Origin of the sequence: Azohydromonas lata (assembly GCF_034427735.1) — a bacterium.
Taxonomy (GTDB): domain Bacteria; phylum Pseudomonadota; class Gammaproteobacteria; order Burkholderiales; family Burkholderiaceae_C; genus Azohydromonas; species Azohydromonas lata.
In genome coordinates, this window is sequence record NZ_JAXOJX010000008.1 from 73,414 (window position 1) to 92,085 (window position 18,672).

General features: G+C 71.9%; 15 protein-coding genes. 8 read left to right on the plus strand and 7 right to left on the minus strand.

Annotated features, from left to right (window positions below; genetic code table 11):
• Positions 1-11: 11 nt before the first annotated feature.
• The 3 genes from SM757_RS07390 to SM757_RS07400 all read right to left on the minus strand — a co-directional run bounded on the left by SM757_RS07390 (position 12) and on the right by SM757_RS07400 (position 3,071).
• Positions 12-1,619 (minus strand): AmpG family muropeptide MFS transporter, encoded by a 1,608-nt coding sequence (locus SM757_RS07390; RefSeq protein ID WP_084267081.1) that lies wholly within the window; start codon positions 1,617-1,619, stop codon positions 12-14.
• A 72-nt stretch (positions 1,620-1,691) separates the two neighbouring features.
• On the minus strand, positions 1,692-2,492 hold the full coding sequence (locus tag SM757_RS07395) for an anti-sigma factor family protein (protein ID WP_322464959.1): 801 nt from the start codon (positions 2,490-2,492) through the stop codon (positions 1,692-1,694).
• Between the two features lie 48 nt (positions 2,493-2,540).
• Positions 2,541-3,071: an RNA polymerase sigma factor gene (locus tag SM757_RS07400; RefSeq protein ID WP_066330597.1), complete on the minus strand. Its 531-nt coding sequence runs from the start codon at positions 3,069-3,071 to the stop codon at positions 2,541-2,543.
• A gap of 112 nt (positions 3,072-3,183) precedes the next feature.
• Here SM757_RS07400 and trxC point away from each other — a divergent pair, with 112 nt between their 5' ends.
• Positions 3,184-3,627, plus strand: coding sequence for a thioredoxin TrxC (gene trxC / locus SM757_RS07405; protein WP_322464960.1), 444 nt, complete (start codon positions 3,184-3,186; stop codon positions 3,625-3,627).
• A 235-nt stretch (positions 3,628-3,862) separates the two neighbouring features.
• Here trxC and SM757_RS07410 read toward each other — a convergent pair whose 3' ends face one another.
• Entirely contained in the window at positions 3,863-5,365 is a 1,503-nt protein-coding gene (locus SM757_RS07410; RefSeq protein WP_322464961.1) for a PAS domain-containing sensor histidine kinase, read from the minus strand.
• 137 nt (positions 5,366-5,502) lie between these two features.
• Between SM757_RS07410 and SM757_RS07415 the strand changes: the two genes are divergently transcribed.
• Positions 5,503-6,786, plus strand: a complete 1,284-nt coding sequence (locus tag SM757_RS07415; protein WP_322464962.1) for a solute carrier family 23 protein — start codon at positions 5,503-5,505, stop codon at positions 6,784-6,786.
• 30 nt (positions 6,787-6,816) lie between these two features.
• Here the strand turns inward: SM757_RS07415 and SM757_RS07420 are convergent, their stop codons facing one another.
• From SM757_RS07420 to purB, 3 genes are read right to left on the minus strand one after another with little or no spacing between them, the layout of a single operon-like run.
• The gene (locus SM757_RS07420) at positions 6,817-8,967 is read right to left on the minus strand and encodes a hybrid sensor histidine kinase/response regulator (protein ID WP_322464963.1); all 2,151 of its coding nucleotides are present in this window, start codon (positions 8,965-8,967) and stop codon (positions 6,817-6,819) included.
• 35 nt (positions 8,968-9,002) lie between these two features.
• Entirely contained in the window at positions 9,003-9,824 is an 822-nt protein-coding gene (gene pyrF / locus SM757_RS07425) for an orotidine-5'-phosphate decarboxylase (RefSeq protein ID WP_322464964.1), read from the minus strand.
• Positions 9,825-9,838: 14 nt separating this feature from the next.
• A complete protein-coding gene (purB, locus tag SM757_RS07430; protein ID WP_066330606.1) occupies positions 9,839-11,209 on the minus strand; it encodes an adenylosuccinate lyase in 1,371 nt (456 codons plus the stop codon).
• 262 nt (positions 11,210-11,471) lie between these two features.
• On the opposite strand from purB, the gene SM757_RS07435 reads away from it, so the two are divergent.
• From SM757_RS07435 to SM757_RS07460, 6 genes are read left to right on the plus strand one after another with little or no spacing between them, the layout of a single operon-like run.
• Complete coding sequence (locus tag SM757_RS07435) at positions 11,472-12,464, plus strand: BMP family protein (protein WP_322464965.1); 993 nt, start codon at positions 11,472-11,474, stop codon at positions 12,462-12,464.
• Between the two features lie 31 nt (positions 12,465-12,495).
• A complete protein-coding gene (locus SM757_RS07440; protein WP_322464966.1) occupies positions 12,496-14,103 on the plus strand; it encodes an ABC transporter ATP-binding protein in 1,608 nt (535 codons plus the stop codon).
• Entirely contained in the window at positions 14,093-15,145 is a 1,053-nt protein-coding gene (locus SM757_RS07445; RefSeq protein WP_322464967.1) for an ABC transporter permease, read from the plus strand. Before SM757_RS07440 ends, SM757_RS07445 begins: the two co-directional genes overlap by 11 nt.
• Complete coding sequence (locus SM757_RS07450; protein ID WP_322464968.1) at positions 15,142-16,068, plus strand: ABC transporter permease; 927 nt, start codon at positions 15,142-15,144, stop codon at positions 16,066-16,068. The genes SM757_RS07445 and SM757_RS07450 overlap by 4 nt, the downstream gene beginning before the upstream one ends.
• Positions 16,069-16,094: 26 nt before the next feature.
• Entirely contained in the window at positions 16,095-17,363 is a 1,269-nt protein-coding gene (locus SM757_RS07455; protein ID WP_322464969.1) for a GTP cyclohydrolase II, read from the plus strand.
• Positions 17,353-18,654, plus strand: coding sequence for a URC4/urg3 family protein (locus SM757_RS07460; RefSeq protein ID WP_322464970.1), 1,302 nt, complete (start codon positions 17,353-17,355; stop codon positions 18,652-18,654). The genes SM757_RS07455 and SM757_RS07460 overlap by 11 nt, the downstream gene beginning before the upstream one ends.
• Positions 18,655-18,672 lie beyond the last annotated feature (18 nt).

Consider the following 18,672-nt stretch of genomic DNA (forward strand, 5'->3'; position numbering starts at 1 on the left):
GCTTGACGGCTTCAGTCGTCGGCCGCGGCGGGGGCGTCCGGGTCCACTTCCAGGGCACGGACGCTCTCGCGCAGCCGCCACAGCATGGCCAGCGCCGGCACGGCGGCCAGGGTGGAGACGATGAAGAAGTCGGCCCAACCGATGGACTCTGCCAGCACCCCGGCCAGCGGGCCGACCCACACGCGCCCAACCGCCGCGAAGGCGCTCAGCAGCGCGTACTGCGTGGCCGTGAAGCGCTGGTTGCACAGGCTCATCAGGAAGGCCACGAAGGCGGCCGTGCCCATGCCGCCGGAGAGGTTCTCCAGCGCCACCACCAGCAGCAGCCCGCCGTCCACCGCCGTGGGCTGCGCCAGGTGCATGAAGCCCAGGTCGAAGGCCGGGATGGTGATGCCGGGAATGACGCCCTTGCCCGCCACCGCCAGCCACCAGAAGCCCAGGTTGCTGGCCATCTGCAGCAGGCCGAACAGCAGCAGCGAGCGCCACAGGCCCAGCTTCAACATGAGCGCCCCGCCCACCAGCGCGCCCAGGATGGTCAGCCACAGGCCGATGAGCTTGTTGACCACGCCCACCTCCGCCGGGCTGAAGGCCATGGCTTTCAGCAGGAACGGCGTCAGCAGCGAGCCCGCGAAGGCGTCTCCCAGCTTGTAGAGGACGATGAAGGCCAGGAAAGCGCCCGCCCCCGGCTGCTCGAAGTAGCTGCGCAGCCCCTGCAGCAGCGTTTCGAACCGCGCCTTGCGCGCGGCCCAGGCGGCAAGCGGCAAGGTGAAGGCGATGCCCAGCATCAGCGCGAGCAATTCGGTCCATTTGGCCTGCAGCGCGGGCGCCAGGGCGCTGCCGCTCCAGAAAGGGCTGAGCAGCCATTGCGCGAAAGCCAGGGCAAAGCGGTCGCTGAGCAGGTAGCCCACGGCCACGGCGGCCATGACGGCCAGGAAGCCGATGACGTCGTGCCGCGCCACGGTGCGCGGGGCGGTGGTGCGCGGCAGGCGCGGCAGCAGCACGGCCGAGACGACGGCCGCGCCCACCATCAGCATGGCCATGAGCCGGTAGACGGCCGGCCAGGTGAAGCCGCCGCCCTGGGCCGGGTCGGTCCAGATGAGGGCCACGCCGCCGGAGAGGATCATGGCCAGGCGGTAGCCCATGACGTTGAGCGAGGAGCCCAGGCCGCGCTCGCGCGCGGGCAGCAGGTCGGTGCGGTAGGCGTCGATCACCACGTCCTGCGACGCGGAGAGGAAGGCCACGGCCACGGCCAGCAGCGCGAAGGCGCGCGTGGCGCCCGCGGGCGGCGTGGACGCCATGAGCAGCAGCGCGCCGGCCAGCAGCAGTTGCGTGACGACCAGCCAGCCCCGGCGCCGGCCCAGGCCCGGGGGCTCGAAGCGGTCCATGAGCGGGGCCCACAGGAACTTGAAGGTGTAGGGCAGGCCCACGAGGCTGAGGAAGCCGATGGTGGCCACGTCCAGCCCCTCGGCCGACAGCCAGGCCTGCATGGCCTGGCCCGTGAGCGCCAGCGGCAGCCCCGAGGCGAAGCCCAGCAGCGTGACGGCGAGAAAGCGGTGGATGGCGGCGGCGCGCTGGGCCGGGGTGCGCGCCGCGTCCGCGGCGGCGGCGGGGGAAGGAGGCATCGCGGGATTTTAGGGAGCGCGCTCCGGCGCCCCGCCGACGCCGCGCCGGCCCGCCCTGCCCCGCCCCGTTTCTCAACCCGGCGTCGCCTGCGCCGTCTGCTGCCTGTGGATCTCCATCGCCAGCGCCAGCAGCCGCTCGCGCGGCAGCGTGCCCACCAGCGCGTAGCCGCAGCCGCTTTCCACCCAGTAGAAGAGGTTCAAGTCGCCCTGCCGCTCGAAGCGGAACGCGGCCGGCGTGCCGGCTTCCGGCTTGCGCAGGTAGACGGTGACGCGGTGCTTTTCGCCGTCCTCGTACATGAGCTGCGCGCTGGGCCCCGCGGCGTCGGGCAACAGCCTTCCTCCCACGAGGCTGAAGCCCTGGGGCTGCAGATCGAAGAGTTTCACCGGCAGCGCGGTGCGCTTGGTCAGCCAGCGCGCCAGGTGTTCTTCGTTGGCGCGCACTTCCACCGGGTGGCGCTGCTCAGGCGCATAGACGGCATGCGCCACGGCGGCGCGCTGCACCCAGGGCTGCGCGCCGCCATGGGCGGCGAGCTGCGGCGGCAGCGCGTCCTGCCAGCGCCACATGGCGCCGGCCCCGGCCAGCGCGCCGCCCGTCACCAGCAGCAGCGCCGCGGCGGCGCGGCCCCAGGTGCGGTCCAGCCACGCCTGGCGCGGACGCAGCAGCCGCTGCATGCCCGCGGGCACGGGCTCGTCCAGCACGGTGTCGAAGCGCGCGCGCAGCGCGTCGCGGTCCGCCGCCCACTGGCGCACGCGGGCGGCATCGGCCGGGTGTTCGCGCAGCCACTGCTCGGCGTGGTCGCGTTGTTCGGGGCTCAGCTCGTCGTCCAGCCAGGCGCTCAGCCGCTCGTCGTCCATGCGTTGATCGGTGTCCATGCTCTCCCGCGGTCTTGTCGTGAGTCCTGTGCCCGGTGGCCGCGCGCTTCAGATCACCCGGCGCAGGTGCGGCACGCGCGTGGGTGGCTTGCCGTCGCCGAGCAGCCGGCGCAGCAGTTGCCGCGCGCGGCTGATGCGTGACATCACCGTGCCCGGCGGTATCTGCAGCACCTGCGCCGTTTCGGCGTAGCTCAACTGCTCCACCACCACCAGCAGCAGCGGCGCGCGCAGCTCCGGCGTGAGCGTGCGCAGCGCGGCCAGCAGGTCCAGCCGCAAGCCGATGTCCGGCTCCAGGGCGGATTGCCGGTCCAGCTCCTGCTCCACGCGCACGGGCTCCAGCACCGACAGCCGCGCGTCGCGCCGCAGCCCGTCCTGGTGCGCGTTGTGCGCGATGGACAGCAGCCACACCAGCAGCTCGCGCCGCTCGTCGAACTGCTGCCAGCGCGCCAGCGCGCGCTCCAGCGTGCTTTGCACCAGGTCGTCGGCCCGCTCGGCGTCGAAGACCAGCGAGCGCGCATAGCGGCGCAGCCGCGGGATGGCGGCCAGCAGTTGTTGCCTGAAGGAGTCGGGAGCGTTCACTTCAGCGGTGTACGAACGAGGTCAAGCCATTATTCCCGGGCACCGCCCTGCCGGAACGAATCGACACGCCAGGCGCCCTTGCGAGGCGGCCGGCCGCCTCCACCATCGGGTCATGGACGCCTCAACCTCCCCCGCCTCGACCCACGTGGCCTGCCCGCACTGTGCGGCGCTCAACCGCATTCCCAGCGCGCGGCTGGGCCAGGACCCGAGCTGCGGCCGCTGTGGCCAGCCGCTGCTGGACGGCCACCCCGTGTCGCTGACCGACGCCAACTTCGAGCAGGTCGTCTCCCGCACCGAGCTGCCCGTGGTGGTGGACCTGTGGGCCCCCTGGTGCGGCCCCTGCCGCAGCATGGCCCCGGCCTACGAGCAGGCTGCCCAGCAGCTCAAGGGCCGCGCCCTGCTGGTCAAGGTGGACACCGACGCCAACCCCCGCACCGCCGCGCGCTTCGCCGTGCGCAGCATCCCCACGCTGCTCAAGCTGCAGCAGGGGCGCGAAGTGGCGCGCGTGAGCGGCGCCATGCCGGCGGGCGAGATCGTGCGGTGGGCGGGCGTGTAGGGCGCGCGGCGCCCGCAAGGAACGGCGCCTCCCGCAAGCCAAGGCGCTGCGCCTCCCGCTCCGTCATGCCCGCGAAAGCGGGCATCCACGAGCGCTGAGGTGTCTCCTTCCAACCGCATCGCCCAGGGCTGGCGTCGGCGCGCCAGCAGCCCGGCAGGTGTGGATGCCCGCTTTCGCGGGCATGACGAGGTAGAGGAGGGAGCGCCGCCGCTCACGGGCCGGCAGCGGTCCAGTCTCAACTCGTCGCCGCCAGCGGCGAGCTGAAGCACAAGGTAAAGCAGCTGCCCTCGCCCACGCGGCTTTGCACTTCGATGTTCGCGCCCAGCAGCTCGGCCAGGCGGGCGCTCAGGTGCAGGCCCATGCCCGTGCCCTCGGGGCGGCGGCGCGGGTCGCCCACCTGCGTGAAGGCGCCGAAGAGCTTTTGCTGGTCCGCCTCGCTGATGCCCACGCCCGTGTCGCACACCTGGATGCGCGTGCGCCCCTGAGCCTGGCTCAGCGCCAGCCCAACCGAGCCCTGCTCGGTGAACTTGATGGCGTTGTTGCACAGGTTGATGAGGATCTGCCGCAGCGCGCGGCGGTCCACCTGCAGCACGGGCGAGTCCGCCGGCGCCGCGATGTCGAAGGCCAGCGCCTTGGCCTGCGCCAGCGGCATGAGGCTGGCGTGCACCTCGCGCAGCAGCGCGCCCACGTCCACCGGCTCGGGGTTGAGCTGCACCATGCCGGCCTGGATGCGGGCCACGTCCAGCAGGTCGTTGATCAGCGACAGCAGGTGCTCGGCGCTGCTCTTGACGATGCCCAACTGCCGCTCCTGCTCGGCCGTGAGGTCGCCCCCCAGCCGCATGAGCAGGATGCCGGTGAAGCCGATGATGGCGTTGAGCGGCGTGCGCAGCTCGTGGCTCATGGTGGCCAGGAAGCGGTCCTTGGCCTGGTTGGCCACCTGCAGCGCGGCGTTCTTCTCCTGCAGCTCACGCTCGAAGCGCTTGCGCTCGGTGGTGTCGCGGATGGCGCTCATCACGAAGAGGCCCTCCTCCGTCTCCAGCGGGCTCAGGCTGATCTCCACCGGGAACTCCACGCCCGCGTCCCCGTCGCCGCGCAGGCCGAACAGCTCCAGCCCCGCGCCCATGTTGCGCAGCGTCGGCGCGCCGTGGTAGCGGCTGCGGTGGCCGATGTGCGCCTGCCGGTAGCGCGCGGGCAGCAGCGTCTCTATGGAAGCGCCCACCACCTGCTCGCGGCGGCGGCCGAACAACTTCTCCGCCTGGCTGTTGAACAGGACGATGCGCCCGCTGTCGTTGACGATGACGATGGCGTCCGGCACCGACTCCAGCAGGTTGCGGTAGCGCTGGCCTATCCACTGCGCGTCGCGCGCCACCTTTTGCGCCGTCACGTCGCGGTAGCTGCTGATGAAGCAGCGCACCCCGCCCGCGTCCCCGTCATCGCGCACCACGCGCTTGAACAGGTCCACGTACAGCAGCCGCCCGTCTTGGTGGCGGCGCATGGCCGCGCGGGCCTGGGCCTCGCCTTCGTCCAGCGCGCGCTGCTGCAGCGCCTCGTGCTCCGCGACATGGTCCGGGGGCACCAGCAGCTCCACCAGCGGGCGGCCCAGCGCCTCGTCGGCGCTGTAGCCGAAGGTCTGCTGCGCCTGGCGGTTCCACAGCCAGACCTCGCCCTCCGGCGAGGTCACGACCAGGGCCTGGGGCGATTCGTCTATCAGTAACTGTTCCAGGCTCCGGCGGGGCATTGGATGGTCCACGGGGCTCCTTGATGAGGGTCAGGGGTGCAATCTAGCGCAGGCCACAAGTGCCCACCATGCGAATGCGGGGTGCTCCTACACTGCCGCGCCGATTTTTTGATTTGCCTCGCAGGCAGGAGCAGTTGATGAGCTTTTTCCCCCATTGGCGCCACGTGGAGGCCCCCGCGGGCGCCGTGGTTGCGCCCGATGAACGTTTGTCCTGGGCGCAGACCGCCGCCTTGGGCGTGCAGCACGTGGTGGCCATGTTCGGCGCCACCGTGCTGGCGCCGCTGCTCATGGGCTTCGACCCCAACGTGGCCATCCTCATGAGCGGCGTGGGCACGCTGGTCTTCTTCGTCCTGACCGGCGGGCGTGTGCCCAGCTACCTGGGATCGAGCTTCGCCTTCATCGGCGTGGTCATCGCCGCCACCGGCTACGCGGCGCCGGGCGCCAATGCCAACCTGGGCGTGGCGCTGGGCGGCATCGTGGCCTGCGGCGCGGCCTACGTGCTGCTGGGCCTGCTGGTGCAGGCCGCGGGCACGCGCTGGATCGAATCGCTCATGCCCCCGGTGGTCACGGGCGCGGTGGTGGCCGTCATCGGCCTGAACCTGGCCTCCGTGCCGGTGAAGAACATGGCGCCCACGGGCTTCGATGCCTGGATGCAGGCCGTCACGTTCACCTGCGTCGCGCTGGTGGCGGTGTTCAGCCGCGGGCTGGCGCAGCGGCTGCTCATCCTGGTCGGCCTCATCCTCGCTTCGCTGCTGTACGCGCTGCTGACCAACGGGCTCGGACTGGGCAAGCCCATCGACCTCTCCGCCGTGGCCGCCGCGCCCTGGTTCGGCCTGCCGCGCTTCGCGGCGCCCGTGTTCGACGGCCACGCCATGTTGCTGATCGCCCCCGTGGCCGTGATCCTGGTGGCAGAGAACCTGGGCCACCTGAAGGCCGTGGCCGCCATGACCGGGCGCGACATGAACCCCTACATGGGCCGCGCCTTCGTCGGCGACGGCCTGGCCACCATGGCCAGCGGCCTGGTGGGCGGCACGGGCGTGACGACCTACGCCGAGAACATCGGCGTGATGGCCGCCACGCGCATCTACTCCACGGCCATGTTCGTGATGGCGGCGCTGGTGGCGCTGGTGCTGGGCTTCAGCCCCAAGTTCGGCGCGCTGATACAGGCCATCCCGCTGGCGGTGATGGGCGGTGTGTCCATCGTGGTGTTCGGCCTGATCGCCGTCTCCGGCGCGCGCATCTGGGTGGGCAACCGCGTGGACTTCTCCGACAACGCCAACCTCATGGTCGCTGCCGTCACGCTGGTGCTGGGCACGGGGGATTTCACGCTGCGCTTCGGCGACTTCGCGCTGGGCGGCATAGGCACCGCCACCTTCGGCGCCATTGCGCTGCACGCGCTGCTCAAGCGCGGCACGCGGTGAACAACGCCTACAGGCCGCGTACCAGCGGGCTCAGACGCGCAGCACCCGCTGCAGCGTGGCCAGCAGCTTGGCCGCGTCGATCGGCTTGGTGAGGAAGTCGTTCATGCCGGCGGCCAGGGCCTCGTCGCGCTCGGCGGGCAGCGCCGCGGCGGTGAGGGCCACGATGGGCAGCGTCTGCGCGTCGAAGCGCCGGCGCAGCTCGCGCGTGGCCTCGCGCCCGCCCATGCGCGGCATCTGCATGTCCATCAGCACGGCCTGGAAGGGGCGGTTCTCGCGCTGCGCGCGCTCCACCGCCTCCAGCGCCTGCAGCCCGTCGCCCACGCCGGTCACGTGCGCGCCCCACTGCTGCAGCATGGCCGTGGAGATGGTCATGTTGATGAAGTTGTCCTCCACCATCAGCACGCGCACGCCGGCCAGGGCCTGCGCGGACGGCGCGGGCGCGGGCGCGGGCGGCGCCAGCGGCGCGGCCGCCGCGGGCAGCGGCACTTCGCACCAGAAGCGGCTGCCGCGCCCCGGCGCGCTGGTCACGCCCACCTCCCCGCCCATGAGCTGCGCCAGCTCGCGGCAGATGGACAAGCCCAGACCCGTGCCGCCGTGGCGCCGCGTGGTGGAGTCGTCGGCCTGTATGAAGGGTTGAAAGAGCCGCGCCTGCGTGGCCTCGTCCAGGCCCGCGCCGCTGTCCTCCACCTCGAAGCGCACGCGGTCCGCGCCGGCGCGGCGGGCGCTCAGCCGCACCGTGCCCTGCTCGGTGAACTTCAGCGCGTTGCTCAGGTAGTTGCCCAGCACCTGGCGCAGCCGCACGGGGTCGCCATGGGCGCCGGTGGGCAGCGCGGGGTCCACGTCCAGCGTGAGCGTCAGGCCGTGGGTGCGGGCGATGGCGGCGTAGCCGCGCTGCAGCCGCTGCAGCAGGGCGTGCAGGTCGAAATCCTGCGGATGGATGTCGAGCTTGCCGGCCTCGATCTTGGAGAGGTCCAGGATGTCGGAGATCACGGCCATGAGCGTGTCGGCGCTGTCGAGCATCTGCGCCAGGTACTGCTGGCGCTTGTCCTCGCCCACGCCGGGCACGCGCGCGAGCTGGGCCAGGCCCACCAGGGCGTTGAGCGGCGTGCGCAGCTCGTGGCTGGTGTTGGCCAGGAAGGCGCTCTTGGCGCGGCTGGCGGCCTCGGCCTGGTCCAGCGCCTGGCGCAACTCGCGCTGCGAGCGCTCGCGCGCGGCCTCGGCCACGGCCGCGGTGCGCCGCGCCACCGTCACGTCACGCCCAACGCCCCAGTAGCCCAGGAAGCGCCCGCGCGCGTCGCGCCGCGGCTGCCCGCTCACGCGCAGCCGCCGCAGCGCGCGCGGCCCGGCCTGCCAGGCGATCTCGACCTCGCGCAGCGGCCGCTGCGCCAGCAGCTCGGCCTGCAGCGCCTGCGTGGCCGCGCGGCCCAGGCGCAGCGACGGCTGCTCCCACACCGGCTGGCCCAGCCGCACGGGCTGCACGGTGAAGCGCCCGCCCCGGCCGCGGCGCAGCACCTGGGTGAGCCGCCAGTGCGCGTCGGTTTCCCAGTAGATGTCGGCCGCCACGGACAGCAGCGCGGAAAAGCGCTGGCCGCGGTCCTTGCCCGCGTCCTCGTACAGGCCCAGCACGCCGTGCAGCACCCGCCCGCCCGCGGCGGCGGTGGCCAGCACCAGCGCCTGCCAACCCACTTGCAGCACCAGCGGCTGCCCCGGGTGCGCGGGCAAGGCGCCGCGCCACTGGCCCCAGGCCAGCGCGCCCAACTGCACGGCGGCCATGGCATTGACCAGCAGCGCCGTGCGCCGCGACGCGATGGCGCCGCACATGCACACCAGCACTGCCAGCAGCCCGCCGCCCGCACCCTGCAGCCCGCGGTCCACCAGCCAGGCGATGAGGCCTATGGGCAGCAGCGCCGCCAGGCAGACGCGGCACACCGCCGCGTCCAGCGCCCCCGAGCGCGAGCGCAGCGCGTGCAGGCTCACGGCGCACAGCAGCAGCTCGGCCAGCAGCAGCGCCGGCCGCTCGACGCCGGGCAACTCCACCCCGGGCAGCGCCAGCAGCGCCGCGCTGCCCGTGGCCGCGGCGGCCGCGGCGGCAAAGAAGAAGCGCGCCACGCGCGGGCGCACGTCGTTCTGCAGCTCGCGCAGCAGCTTCGAGTCGGGTTGGGAAACCAGCGGTCCGAGCATCGCCGCCACCTCGACGAGTGAAGGGCCGGCGGGAATCAGCCCCCGCGGGCGGCGTTGAGCAGGTCGCGCGTGCGCTGCGCCTCGGCGCGGGCGGCGGCGGCGAAGTCCGCGCCCGCACTGGCGTAGAGCACGGCGCGCGAGGAGTTCACCATCACGGTGCCGCCGGCCGCGAGGCCGGCGCGGATGGTGGAGGCGGCGTCGCCGCCCTGCGCGCCCACGCCGGGGATGAGCAGCGGCAGCGTCGGCGCGAGCTCGCGCACGCGCGCGATCTCGGCCGGGAAGGTGGCGCCCACCACCAGGCCCAACTGCCCGCTGCGGTTCCACGAGCCCTGCGCCAGCCGCGCCACGCGCTCATAGAGCAGCTCGCCGCTGTCCAGGCGCTGGGCTTGTAGATCGCTGCCGCCGGGGTTGGAGGTGCGGCACAGCAGGATCAGGCCTTTCTCCGGATATGCCTCCATGTAGGGCTCTATCGAGTCCAGCCCCATGAAGGGCGACAGCGTGAGCGCGTCGGCCTGGTAGCGCTCGAAGGCTTCCTTGGCGTACTGCTGCGCCGTGGAGCCGATGTCGCCGCGCTTGGCGTCCAGGATCACCGGCACGCCGGGGGCGACCCGGCGGATGTGGGCGATGAGCCGCTCCAGCTGCTCCTCGGCGCGGTGCGCCGCGAAGTAGGCGATCTGCGGCTTGAAGCAGCTCACCAGGTCGTGCGTGGCGTCCACGATGGCGGCGCAGAAGTCGTGGATGCGCGAGGCATCGCCCTTCCACTCGCCCGGAAAGCGCGAGGGCTCCGGGTCCAGGCCCACGCACAGCAGCGAGGCGTTGCGCGCCTCGGCCGCCTGCAGCATGTCGGTGAATTTCATGGCGGCGCTGCCTCTCAGATGCGCTTGGCCAGGGCCTCGGCGCAGCCGGTGTAGCTGCCGGGGCTCATTTCCTTCAGGCGCGCGCGCTCGCTGTCGGGCAGCTCCACCAGCGTGTCGATGAAGCCGGCGATGGCCTCGCGCGTGATGGCCTTGCCGCGGGTCAGTTCCTTGAGACGCTCATACGGGTTGGGCAGGCCGTAGCGGCGCATCACGGTCTGGATGGGCTCGGCCAGCACTTCCCACGACGTGTCCAGGTCCGCGGCCAGCGCGTCGCGGTTGAGCTCCAATTTATCGAGGCCGCGCGAGAGCGATTCCAGGCCGAGAACTGCATAACCCAAGGCCACGCCCATGTTGCGCAGCACGGTGGAGTCGGTCAGGTCGCGCTGCCAGCGGCTGATCGGGAGCTTCTGCGCCAGGTGCGTGAGCACCGCGCTGGCCAGGCCGAAATTGCCCTCGGCGTTCTCGAAATCGATGGGGTTGACCTTGTGCGGCATGGTGCTGGAGCCGATCTCGCCCGCCTTGGTCTTTTGCTTGAAGTAGCCCAGGCTGATGTAGCCCCAGACGTCGCGCGACCAGTCCACCAGGATGGTGTTGGCGCGGGTGGCGGCGTCGAACAGCTCGGCCATGTAGTCGTGCGGCTCGATCTGGATGGTGTAGGGGTTGAAGGTCAGGCCCAGCGAGCCCTCCACCACCTGGCGGCTGAAGGCTTCCCAGTTCACGGCCGGGTAGGCCGAGAGGTGGGCGTTGTAGTTGCCCACGGCGCCGTTCATCTTGGCCAGCAGCTTGACTTCGGCGATGCGCGAGCGGGCGTGGCGCAGGCGGGCCACGACGTTGGCGATCTCCTTGCCCACCGTCGTCGGACTGGCGGTCTGGCCGTGGGTGCGGCTGAGCATGGGTTCACTGGCGAACTGGTGCGCCATGCCGGTGAGGCGCTCGATGACGCGGTCCAGCGCGGGCAGCAGCACCTGCTCGCGCGCGGCCTTGAGCATGAGGGCGTGGCTGGTGTTGTTGATGTCCTCGCTGGTGCAGGCGAAGTGCACGAACTCGCCGGCGGCCTGCAGCTCAGGCGACGCCTCGAAGCGCGACTTGATCCAGTACTCCACGGCCTTGACGTCGTGGTTGGTGGTCTTCTCGATGTCCTTGATGGCCTGCGCGTCGGCTTCCGAGAAGTTCTCGACCAGGCCGCGCAGCAGCGCGCGGGCTTCCTGCGACAGCGGCAGGAACTCGGCGAAGCCGGCGTCGGACAGGGCGATGAACCACTCGACCTCGACCTGCACGCGCCGGTGCATCAGGCCGAACTCGGACAGCAGGGGGCGCAGCGCCGCGACCTTGGAGGCGTAGCGGCCGTCCAGCGGCGACAGGGCGGTGAGGGCGGAGAGGTTCATGGCAGGAGACTGATTTGTCCACGCGGCGTCGGACCGGCCCGCGGCGGCGGGCGGTTTCAAGCGGCGCGTGAGGGTGGGAAATCGGGGCCGACATTGTAGGAGGCGGGCCACAACGGGCTCCCGGCGCGCCGGTCGGTCTTTCCCTGGGTGACCCTTGCGGGCATGCTTGAGGCGTCCACGGCGGCGGGCCGCGCCGGCAGTGGAACAGGTCTTGCGTCAGAGCGCCTACAAGCCACGAACAAACCCCAGGAGGCTTCCCGCCATGCGATCCATGTCCCGCCGCCCCGCTCTCGGCCTGCTGGCCGCCACCGCCCTGCTCGCCGGCGCGGGCCCCGCCCTGGCGCAGTCCAAGCTCAAGGTGGCCGCCATCTACACCGTGCCGGTGGAGCAGCAGTGGGTGAGCCGCATCGACAAGGCGCTCAAGGCGGCCGCGGCGCGCGGCGAGGTGGAGTACGTGTTCAGCGAGAACGTGGCCAACGCCGACTACGAGCGCGTGATGCGCCAGTACGCCGAAGGGGGGCACGCGCTCATCGTGGGCGAGTCCTTCGCGGTGGAGGCCGCGGCGCGCAAGGTGGCCAAGGACTACCCCAAGGTCGCCTTCCTCATGGGCAGCTCCGGCAAGCCCCAGGCGCCCAACTTCTCGGTGTTCGACAACTACATCCAGGAGCCGGCCTACCTCAGCGGCATGATCGCCGCGGGCATGAGCAAGAGCGGCAAGATCGGCATGGTGGGCGGCTACCCCATCCCCGAGGTCAACCGGCTGATGAACGCCTTCATCGCCGGGGCGCGCGAGATCAACCCCAAGACGGAATTCAGCATCAGCTTCATCAACAGCTGGTTCGATCCGCCCAAGGCCAAGGAAGCGGCCTTCGCCATGATCGACAAGGGCGCCGACGTGATGTACGCCGAGCGCTTCGGCGTGTCGGACGCGGCCAAGGAGCGCAAGGTGCTGGCCGTGGGCAACGTGATCAACACGCAGTCCAGCTACCCCGACACCGTGGTCGCCTCGGCGCTGTGGAACATGGAGCCCACCATCGAGGCCGCGCTGAAAAAAGTGAAGGCCGGCCAGTTCGCGGCCGAGGACTACGGCCTGTACTCGACCATGAAGCACAAGGGCGCGGAGCTGGCCCCGCTGGGCACGTTCGAGGCCAAGGTGCCCGCCGACCTCAAGGCCAAGGTGAAGGCCAGGGAAAAGGCCATCCTGGACGGCAGCTTCGCCGTCAAGGTGGACGACGGCGCGCCCAAGGCCAGGTAAAGGCGCTCCAGCCGCAGTACCGGGCCGGCGCATGACCTCCACCACCGCAGTTCCCGAGCCGCCGCTGCTGCGGCTCTCCCACATCTCCAAACGCTTTGGCGCGCTGGTGGCCAACGACGACATCTCGCTGGAACTGCACCGCGGCGAGGTGCTGGCCCTGTTGGGCGAGAACGGCGCGGGCAAGAGCACGCTCATGGCCATCCTGTTCGGCCATTACGTGGCCGACGCGGGGTGCGTGGAGGTCGAAGGCCGCGCCCTGCCCGCGGGCGACACGGGCGCGGCGCTCAACGCCGGCATAGGCATGGTCCACCAGCACTTCACGCTGGCCGACAACCTCACGGTGCTGGACAACGTGATGCTGGGCACCGAGCCGCTGTGGCGGCCCTTCTCGCGCCGGGGCGCGGCGCGGGCCAAGCTGCTGGCAACGGCCGGGCGCTTCGGCTTGCAGGTGGCCCCGGATGCACGCATCGCCGAGCTGTCCATGGGCGAGCGGCAGCAGGTGGAAATCCTCAAGGCGCTGGTGCGCGGGGCGCGGGTGCTGATCCTGGACGAGCCCACGGCCGTGCTCACGCCGCAGCAAAGCGAGGCGCTGTTCGCCACGCTGCGCGATCTGGTGCGCGAGGGCCTGTCCATCCTGTTCATCAGCCACAAGCTCGACGAGGTGCGGCGCGTGTCCGACCGCGTGGCCGTGCTGCGCTCCGGGCGCCTGGTGGCGCAGTTCGACACGCTGGACGGCGTGGACAAGGCGGCCCTGGCCGAAGCCATGGTGGGCCACGCCGTCGCACCGCTTGGGCGCGGCGTGCGCCAGCGCGGTGCGCTGGTGGCGCGGCTGCGGGAGGTGACGGTGGCGGGCAAGCCGCGCCCGCGCCTGAACCGCGTGACGCTGGAGCTGCATGCCCACGAGGTGCTGGGCATCGCCGGCATTTCCGGCAACGGCCAGCAGGCGCTGGCCGACCTGCTGTGCGGCGTGCTGGCCCCCGACAGCGGCACCCTGGTGCTGGAAGGCCAGCGCCTGCCCGCGAAACCCCGTGCATGGCTGCGCGCGGGCGTGGCGCGCATTCCCGAGGACCGCCATGCCGTCGGCGCCGTAGGCGACTTGGCGCTGTGGGAGAACGCGGTGCTGGAGCGCTACGCCAGCCCCAGCTTTTCCGTGCTGGGCTGGCTCAAGCGCCGCCGCGCGCTGGACCATGCGCAGGCGCTGGTGCAGCGCTTCGACGTGCGCGGCACGGAGGCCGGCGGCTTGTTCACGCCGGCGCGGCGGCTGTCCGGCGGCAACCTGCAAAAGCTCATCCTGGGCCGCGCGCTGGCGGGCGACCCGGCCGCGCCGGCGCCCAAACTGATCGTCGCCAACCAGCCGACCTGGGGCCTGGACGTGGGCGCGGTGGCCTACGTGCACGGCCAGTTGCAGTCGGCTTGCGCGGCCGGGGCGGCGCTGCTGCTCATTTCCGACGACCTGGACGAGCTGTTCGCGTTGTCCGACCGCATCGCCGTGATGCACGGCGGCCGCTTGGGCGTGGCGCGGCCCGTGGCCGAGTGGACGCGCGCCGACATCGGCCTGGCCATGGCGGGCGCGGTGGTGGCGGGCCACGCCGGCTCCTTCTTTTCCACGGCGGCCGACGGGGTGGTGCATGCGGCTTGAGCGGCGCGCCTTTCCCTCCCGCGCCATGGCGCTGGCCGCGCCGCTGCTGGCCGTGGCGGTGACGCTGGCCCTGAGCGCGGCGCTGGTGGCCTGGGCCGGCGCGCCGGTGGGCCGCGCCTACTGGCTGCTGCTCGAAGGCGGCTTCGGGTCGCGCCTGGCGCTGACGGAAACGCTCACCCGCGCCACGCCGCTCATCCTTACCGGGCTGGCCGCGGCGGTCGCCTTCCGCGCACGGCTGTGGAACATAGGCGCTGAGGGGCAGCTCTACGCGGGCGCGCTGGCCGCCGTGGCCGTGGCCGGCGCGGGCGGCTCCTTCGCCGTCATGGTCATCGCGGCCATGGCCGCCGGGGCGCTGCTGCTGCTTGGGCCGGCGCTGCTCAAGCGCTTGGGCGTGGACGAGGTCGTCACCACGCTGCTGCTGAACTTCATCGTCCTGCTCTTCGTCTCGGCCATGCTGGACGGGCCGATGAAGGACCCGATGGCCATGGGCTGGCCGCAGAGCATCGCGCTGCCGGACGAGCTGCAGATCGCCAACCTCGTGACGCGCAGCCGGCTGCACCGCGGGCTGCTGGCCGCGCTGGGGGTGGCCATCGCCCTGGCGGTGCTGTTGCGGCACACCACGCTGGGGCTGGAGATACGCGCCGTGGGCGCGAATGCGCGCGCCGCGGCCTTCGCGGGCATGCCGGTGCAGCGGGTGACGCTGCTGGTGGCGCTGATGTCCGGCGCGCTGGCCGGGCTGGCCGGCGTGGTGGAGGTGGCGGGCCGCGCCGGCTACCTGACGCTGGACATGTCGCCGGGCTACGGCTACAGCGGCATCGTGGTGGCGATGCTGGCCGGGCTGAGCCCGTTGGGCGTGGTCGCGGCGGCGACGTTCGTGGCCGGCATCCTGGTCGGCGCCGACGGCATGAGCCGCCAGGTGGGCGTGCCCACCTACATCGCCGACGTCATCGTGGCCCTGGCGCTGCTCGCCATGCTGGTGGCCACGCTGCTGGTGCACTACCGCGTGGTCTGGCGCCGGCCGGCGGCGGGGAGCGCGGCATGAGCGACCTCCTCGACCTGCTCGCCGCCGCCCCCTTCTGGGTCGCCGTGCTGCGCATCGCCACGCCGCTGCTGCTGGGCACCCTGGGCGTGCTGCTGTGCGAGCGCGCGGGCGTGCTCAACCTGGGCGTGGAAGGCATCATGGTGGCCGGCGCCTTCGCCGGCTGGTTAACCGTGTACGCCGGCATGGGCCTGTGGACGGGCGTGCTGGTGGCAGCTGGCGTGGGCGCGATGCTGGGCCTGCTGCACGCCTTCCTGACCGTCACGCTGGCGCTGAGCCAGCACGTGGCCGGACTGGGCCTGACGCTGCTGGCGACCAGCCTGGCCAGCTACGCCTACCGCGTGAGCTTTCCCAAGGTGGAGCGCCCGCCCACCATCACGCCCTTCGAGCCCATGGGGGAGTTGCCTATTCCCGTGCTGGCCGAGCAGACGCCGCTGACGCTGCTGGCCCTGCTGCTGGTGCCGCTGCTGGCCTACGGGCTGCAGCGCACGCCGCTGGGCCTGGCGCTGCGCATGGTGGGCGAGAACCCGGCGGCGGCGGAGGGGCAAGGCTTGTCGGTGGCGCGGCTGCGCACGGGCGCGGTGGTGGCGGGCTCGGCGCTCATGGGCGTGGCGGGGGCCTTCCTGACGCTGTCGGCCTTCAACGCCTTCTACTTCAACATGGTCAACGGCCGCGGCTGGGTGTGCGTGGCGCTGGTCGTATTCGCCTCGTGGCGGCCGGGCAAGGCGCTGCTCGGCGCGCTGCTGTTCGCCTTCTTCGACGCGCTGCAGTTGCGGCTGCAACAGGCCGGCGGCGAGGCCGCCATTCCCTACCAGTTCTACCTCATGCTGCCCTATGCCATGGCCATCGTCGCGCTCGTCGTGATGGCACGGCGGGCGGCTTATCCTCAAGCCTTGATGAAGCCCTACCGCAAGGGCGAGCGCTAGCGACCAGCAGCAGGAAGGAGACCGTGATGTCCACCGAATCGGCCAGCTCCACACGCAGCAGCCACATCCGACTGACTTCCCATCCCGGACAGGGCGCCGGCGGCGCCCCGGCCATCCACTGGGGGGCGGCCGATCCGAAGGAGCGAGGGCCCGTCATAGGCACCACGACCAACCGCAGCCAGCGCAACGTCATAGGCACGCACAGCGGCAGCTACGGCGTCTACCGCGCCCTGGCGGTCGCCGCGGGCAACCTCACCAAGGGCCACCGCGCCGACCTCACCAACACCTCGCCCACCGACCGCATCGGCCCCTACCCGCAGTGGGCCGACGCGGAAAAGATCGTCTCCATCGACCCGTTGGGTGCCTCCGTCGCCGAGGTGTTCTCCGATCTGCTGGCCGCGGGCGCCGACATTCGGCCCACCATCGCCGTGACCCAGGCGCACATCCACCTGCCGGAAATCCGCCAGGCGCTGGCCTTCCAGCGGCTGCAGGTGGACGGGAAGATCCTGCTGGAGGATTCATCGGCCACCGTCACCAAGATCGCCGTCGAGCCCGTGTGGTGGCTGCCGGGCGTGGCCAAGCGCTTCGGCGTGAGCGAGGCCGTGCTGCGCAAGACGCTGTTCGAGGAAACGGGCGGCATGTACCCGGAACTCGTCACGCGCGGCGACCTGGAGGTGTTCCTGCCGCCCATTGGCGGGCAGACGCTCTACGTCTTCGGCAACGTGCAGGACCTGGCCAACCCGGAGGTCACGCTCACCGCCCGCGTGCACGACGAGTGCAACGGCTCCGACGTGTTCGGCTCCGACATCTGCACCTGCCGGCCCTACCTCACGCATGCCATCGAGGAGTGCATTCGCGGCGCGCAGGCCGGCGGCGTGGGCCTCATTGCCTACAGCCGCAAGGAAGGGCGCGCGCTGGGCGAGGTGACGAAATTCCTGGTCTACAACGCCCGCAAGCGCCAGGTGGGTGGCGACAGCGCGGACAAGTACTTCCTGCGCACGGAGTGCGTGGCCGGCGTGCAGGACATGCGCTTCCAGGAGCTGATGCCCGACGTGCTGCACTGGCTGGGGGTGAAGAAGATCCACCGGCTGGTGAGCATGAGCAACGACAAGTACGACGCCATCACCGGCAGCGGCATCGAGGTCGGCGAGCGCATCAAGATCCCCGACGAGCTCGTCCCCGCGGACGCGCGCGTGGAGATCGAGGCCAAGATCGCCGCGGGCTACTTCACCGACGGCAGCATCCCCGATGCCGCCCAACTCGCAGCCACCAAGGGGCGCGACCTTGTCGAATGACCTCACCCCCACGCTGATGCCCGGCGACGTCTCCGAGGGCGTGCGGCGGCTGCGCCAGGCCGCCACGGTGCGCCAACGCTGCGCCCACATCACCCAGGGCGTGCGGGAGGGCCGCTCCGAGCACTTCCGGCTGGACGAAGGGCGGCTGGACGCGGTGGCGCAACGCATCGCGGCGCTCACGCAATCGCGCTTCCCCGACGGGCGCATTCCGCTGCACAGCCGCTGGCGCCACTTCGAGGCCGGCGGCGTGGACCGGCTGGCCGAGGTCAATGCCCGCCTGGCCGGCCACAGCCACGTGGCGCGGGCGCGCGCGCACATCGAGTTGGTCATGATCAGCGTGCTGCTGGACGCCGGCGCGGGCGCGCAGTGGCAGTACGTCGAGACCGAGAGCGGGCAAACCTTCTCGCGTTCGGAAGGTTTGGCCGTGGCCAGCCTGCGCGCCTTCCTGGCCGGCGCCTTCTCCAGCGACCCGGGCGACCCCTGCCGCGTGGACGCCAAGGCGCTCTCGCGCATGGACGTGCCCACGCTGGCCGCCCTCTTCCAGGTGCGCGACATCAACCCGCTGCTCGGCCTGGAGGGCCGCGTCAACCTGCTGCGCCGCCTGGCGCAGGCGCTGCGCGCGCAGCCGGACACCTTCACGGCCGACGGCCGGCCCGGCCACCTCTTCGACGCGCTCACCCACCACCACCATGCGCCGCGGCTGCACCACCACCACGTGGTGCCGGGCAGCACGCAGCACCAGCACCACGTGGCCGCGCCGCGGCTGCTGCAGGCGCTGCTGGACGGCTTCAGCGCCATCTGGCCCAGCGGCCAGCAGTTTTTGGGCGTGCCGGTGGGCGACGCCTGGGCGCATCCGCTGGCGGGCGGCGAAGGCCCAAGCGCCGGCTGGGTGCCCTTCCACAAGCTCAGCCAGTGGCTGACGTGGTCGCTGGTGGAACCCTTCGAGGCGGCGGGCGTGCACATCACGGAGTTGGAGGCGCTGACCGGCCTGCCCGAGTACCGCAACGGCGGGCTGCTGCTGGACGCGGGCGTGATCGTCCCGCTGGATGCCGAGTTCGGCACCCGGCTGCGCGTGCCGGGCGAGGCCTGGGTGATCGAGTGGCGCTCGCTCACCGTCTCGCTGCTGGACGCCCTGCTGCCGCGCGTGCGCGCGCTGCTCGCCAACGAGCACCTGCCGCTGGGCTGCCTGCTGGAGGGCGGCAGTTGGGCGGCGGGGCGGCAGATCGCCGCCGAGCGGCGCCCCGGCGGCGCGCCGCCGGTGGCCATCGACAGCGACGGCACCGTGTTCTGACGAGCCGGCACCTTCAAC

Bases quoted from the DNA above. Each gene is read 5' to 3' on its own strand.
- SM757_RS07390 (WP_084267081.1), bottom strand. From the start codon at position 1,619: ATGCCTCCTTCCCCCGCCGCCGCCGCGGACGCGGCGCGCACCCCGGCC.
- SM757_RS07395 (WP_322464959.1), bottom strand. From the start codon at position 2,492: ATGGACACCGATCAACGCATGGACGACGAGCGGCTGAGCGCCTGGCTG.
- trxC (WP_322464960.1), top strand. From the start codon at position 3,184: ATGGACGCCTCAACCTCCCCCGCCTCGACCCACGTGGCCTGCCCGCAC.
- SM757_RS07410 (WP_322464961.1), bottom strand. From the start codon at position 5,365: ATGCCCCGCCGGAGCCTGGAACAGTTACTGATAGACGAATCGCCCCAG.
- SM757_RS07415 (WP_322464962.1), top strand. From the start codon at position 5,503: ATGAGCTTTTTCCCCCATTGGCGCCACGTGGAGGCCCCCGCGGGCGCC.
- SM757_RS07420 (WP_322464963.1), bottom strand. From the start codon at position 8,967: ATGCTCGGACCGCTGGTTTCCCAACCCGACTCGAAGCTGCTGCGCGAG.
- pyrF (WP_322464964.1), bottom strand. From the start codon at position 9,824: ATGAAATTCACCGACATGCTGCAGGCGGCCGAGGCGCGCAACGCCTCG.
- purB (WP_066330606.1), bottom strand. From the start codon at position 11,209: ATGAACCTCTCCGCCCTCACCGCCCTGTCGCCGCTGGACGGCCGCTAC.
- SM757_RS07435 (WP_322464965.1), top strand. From the start codon at position 11,472: ATGCGATCCATGTCCCGCCGCCCCGCTCTCGGCCTGCTGGCCGCCACC.
- SM757_RS07440 (WP_322464966.1), top strand. From the start codon at position 12,496: ATGACCTCCACCACCGCAGTTCCCGAGCCGCCGCTGCTGCGGCTCTCC.
- SM757_RS07445 (WP_322464967.1), top strand. From the start codon at position 14,093: ATGCGGCTTGAGCGGCGCGCCTTTCCCTCCCGCGCCATGGCGCTGGCC.
- SM757_RS07450 (WP_322464968.1), top strand. From the start codon at position 15,142: ATGAGCGACCTCCTCGACCTGCTCGCCGCCGCCCCCTTCTGGGTCGCC.
- SM757_RS07455 (WP_322464969.1), top strand. From the start codon at position 16,095: ATGTCCACCGAATCGGCCAGCTCCACACGCAGCAGCCACATCCGACTG.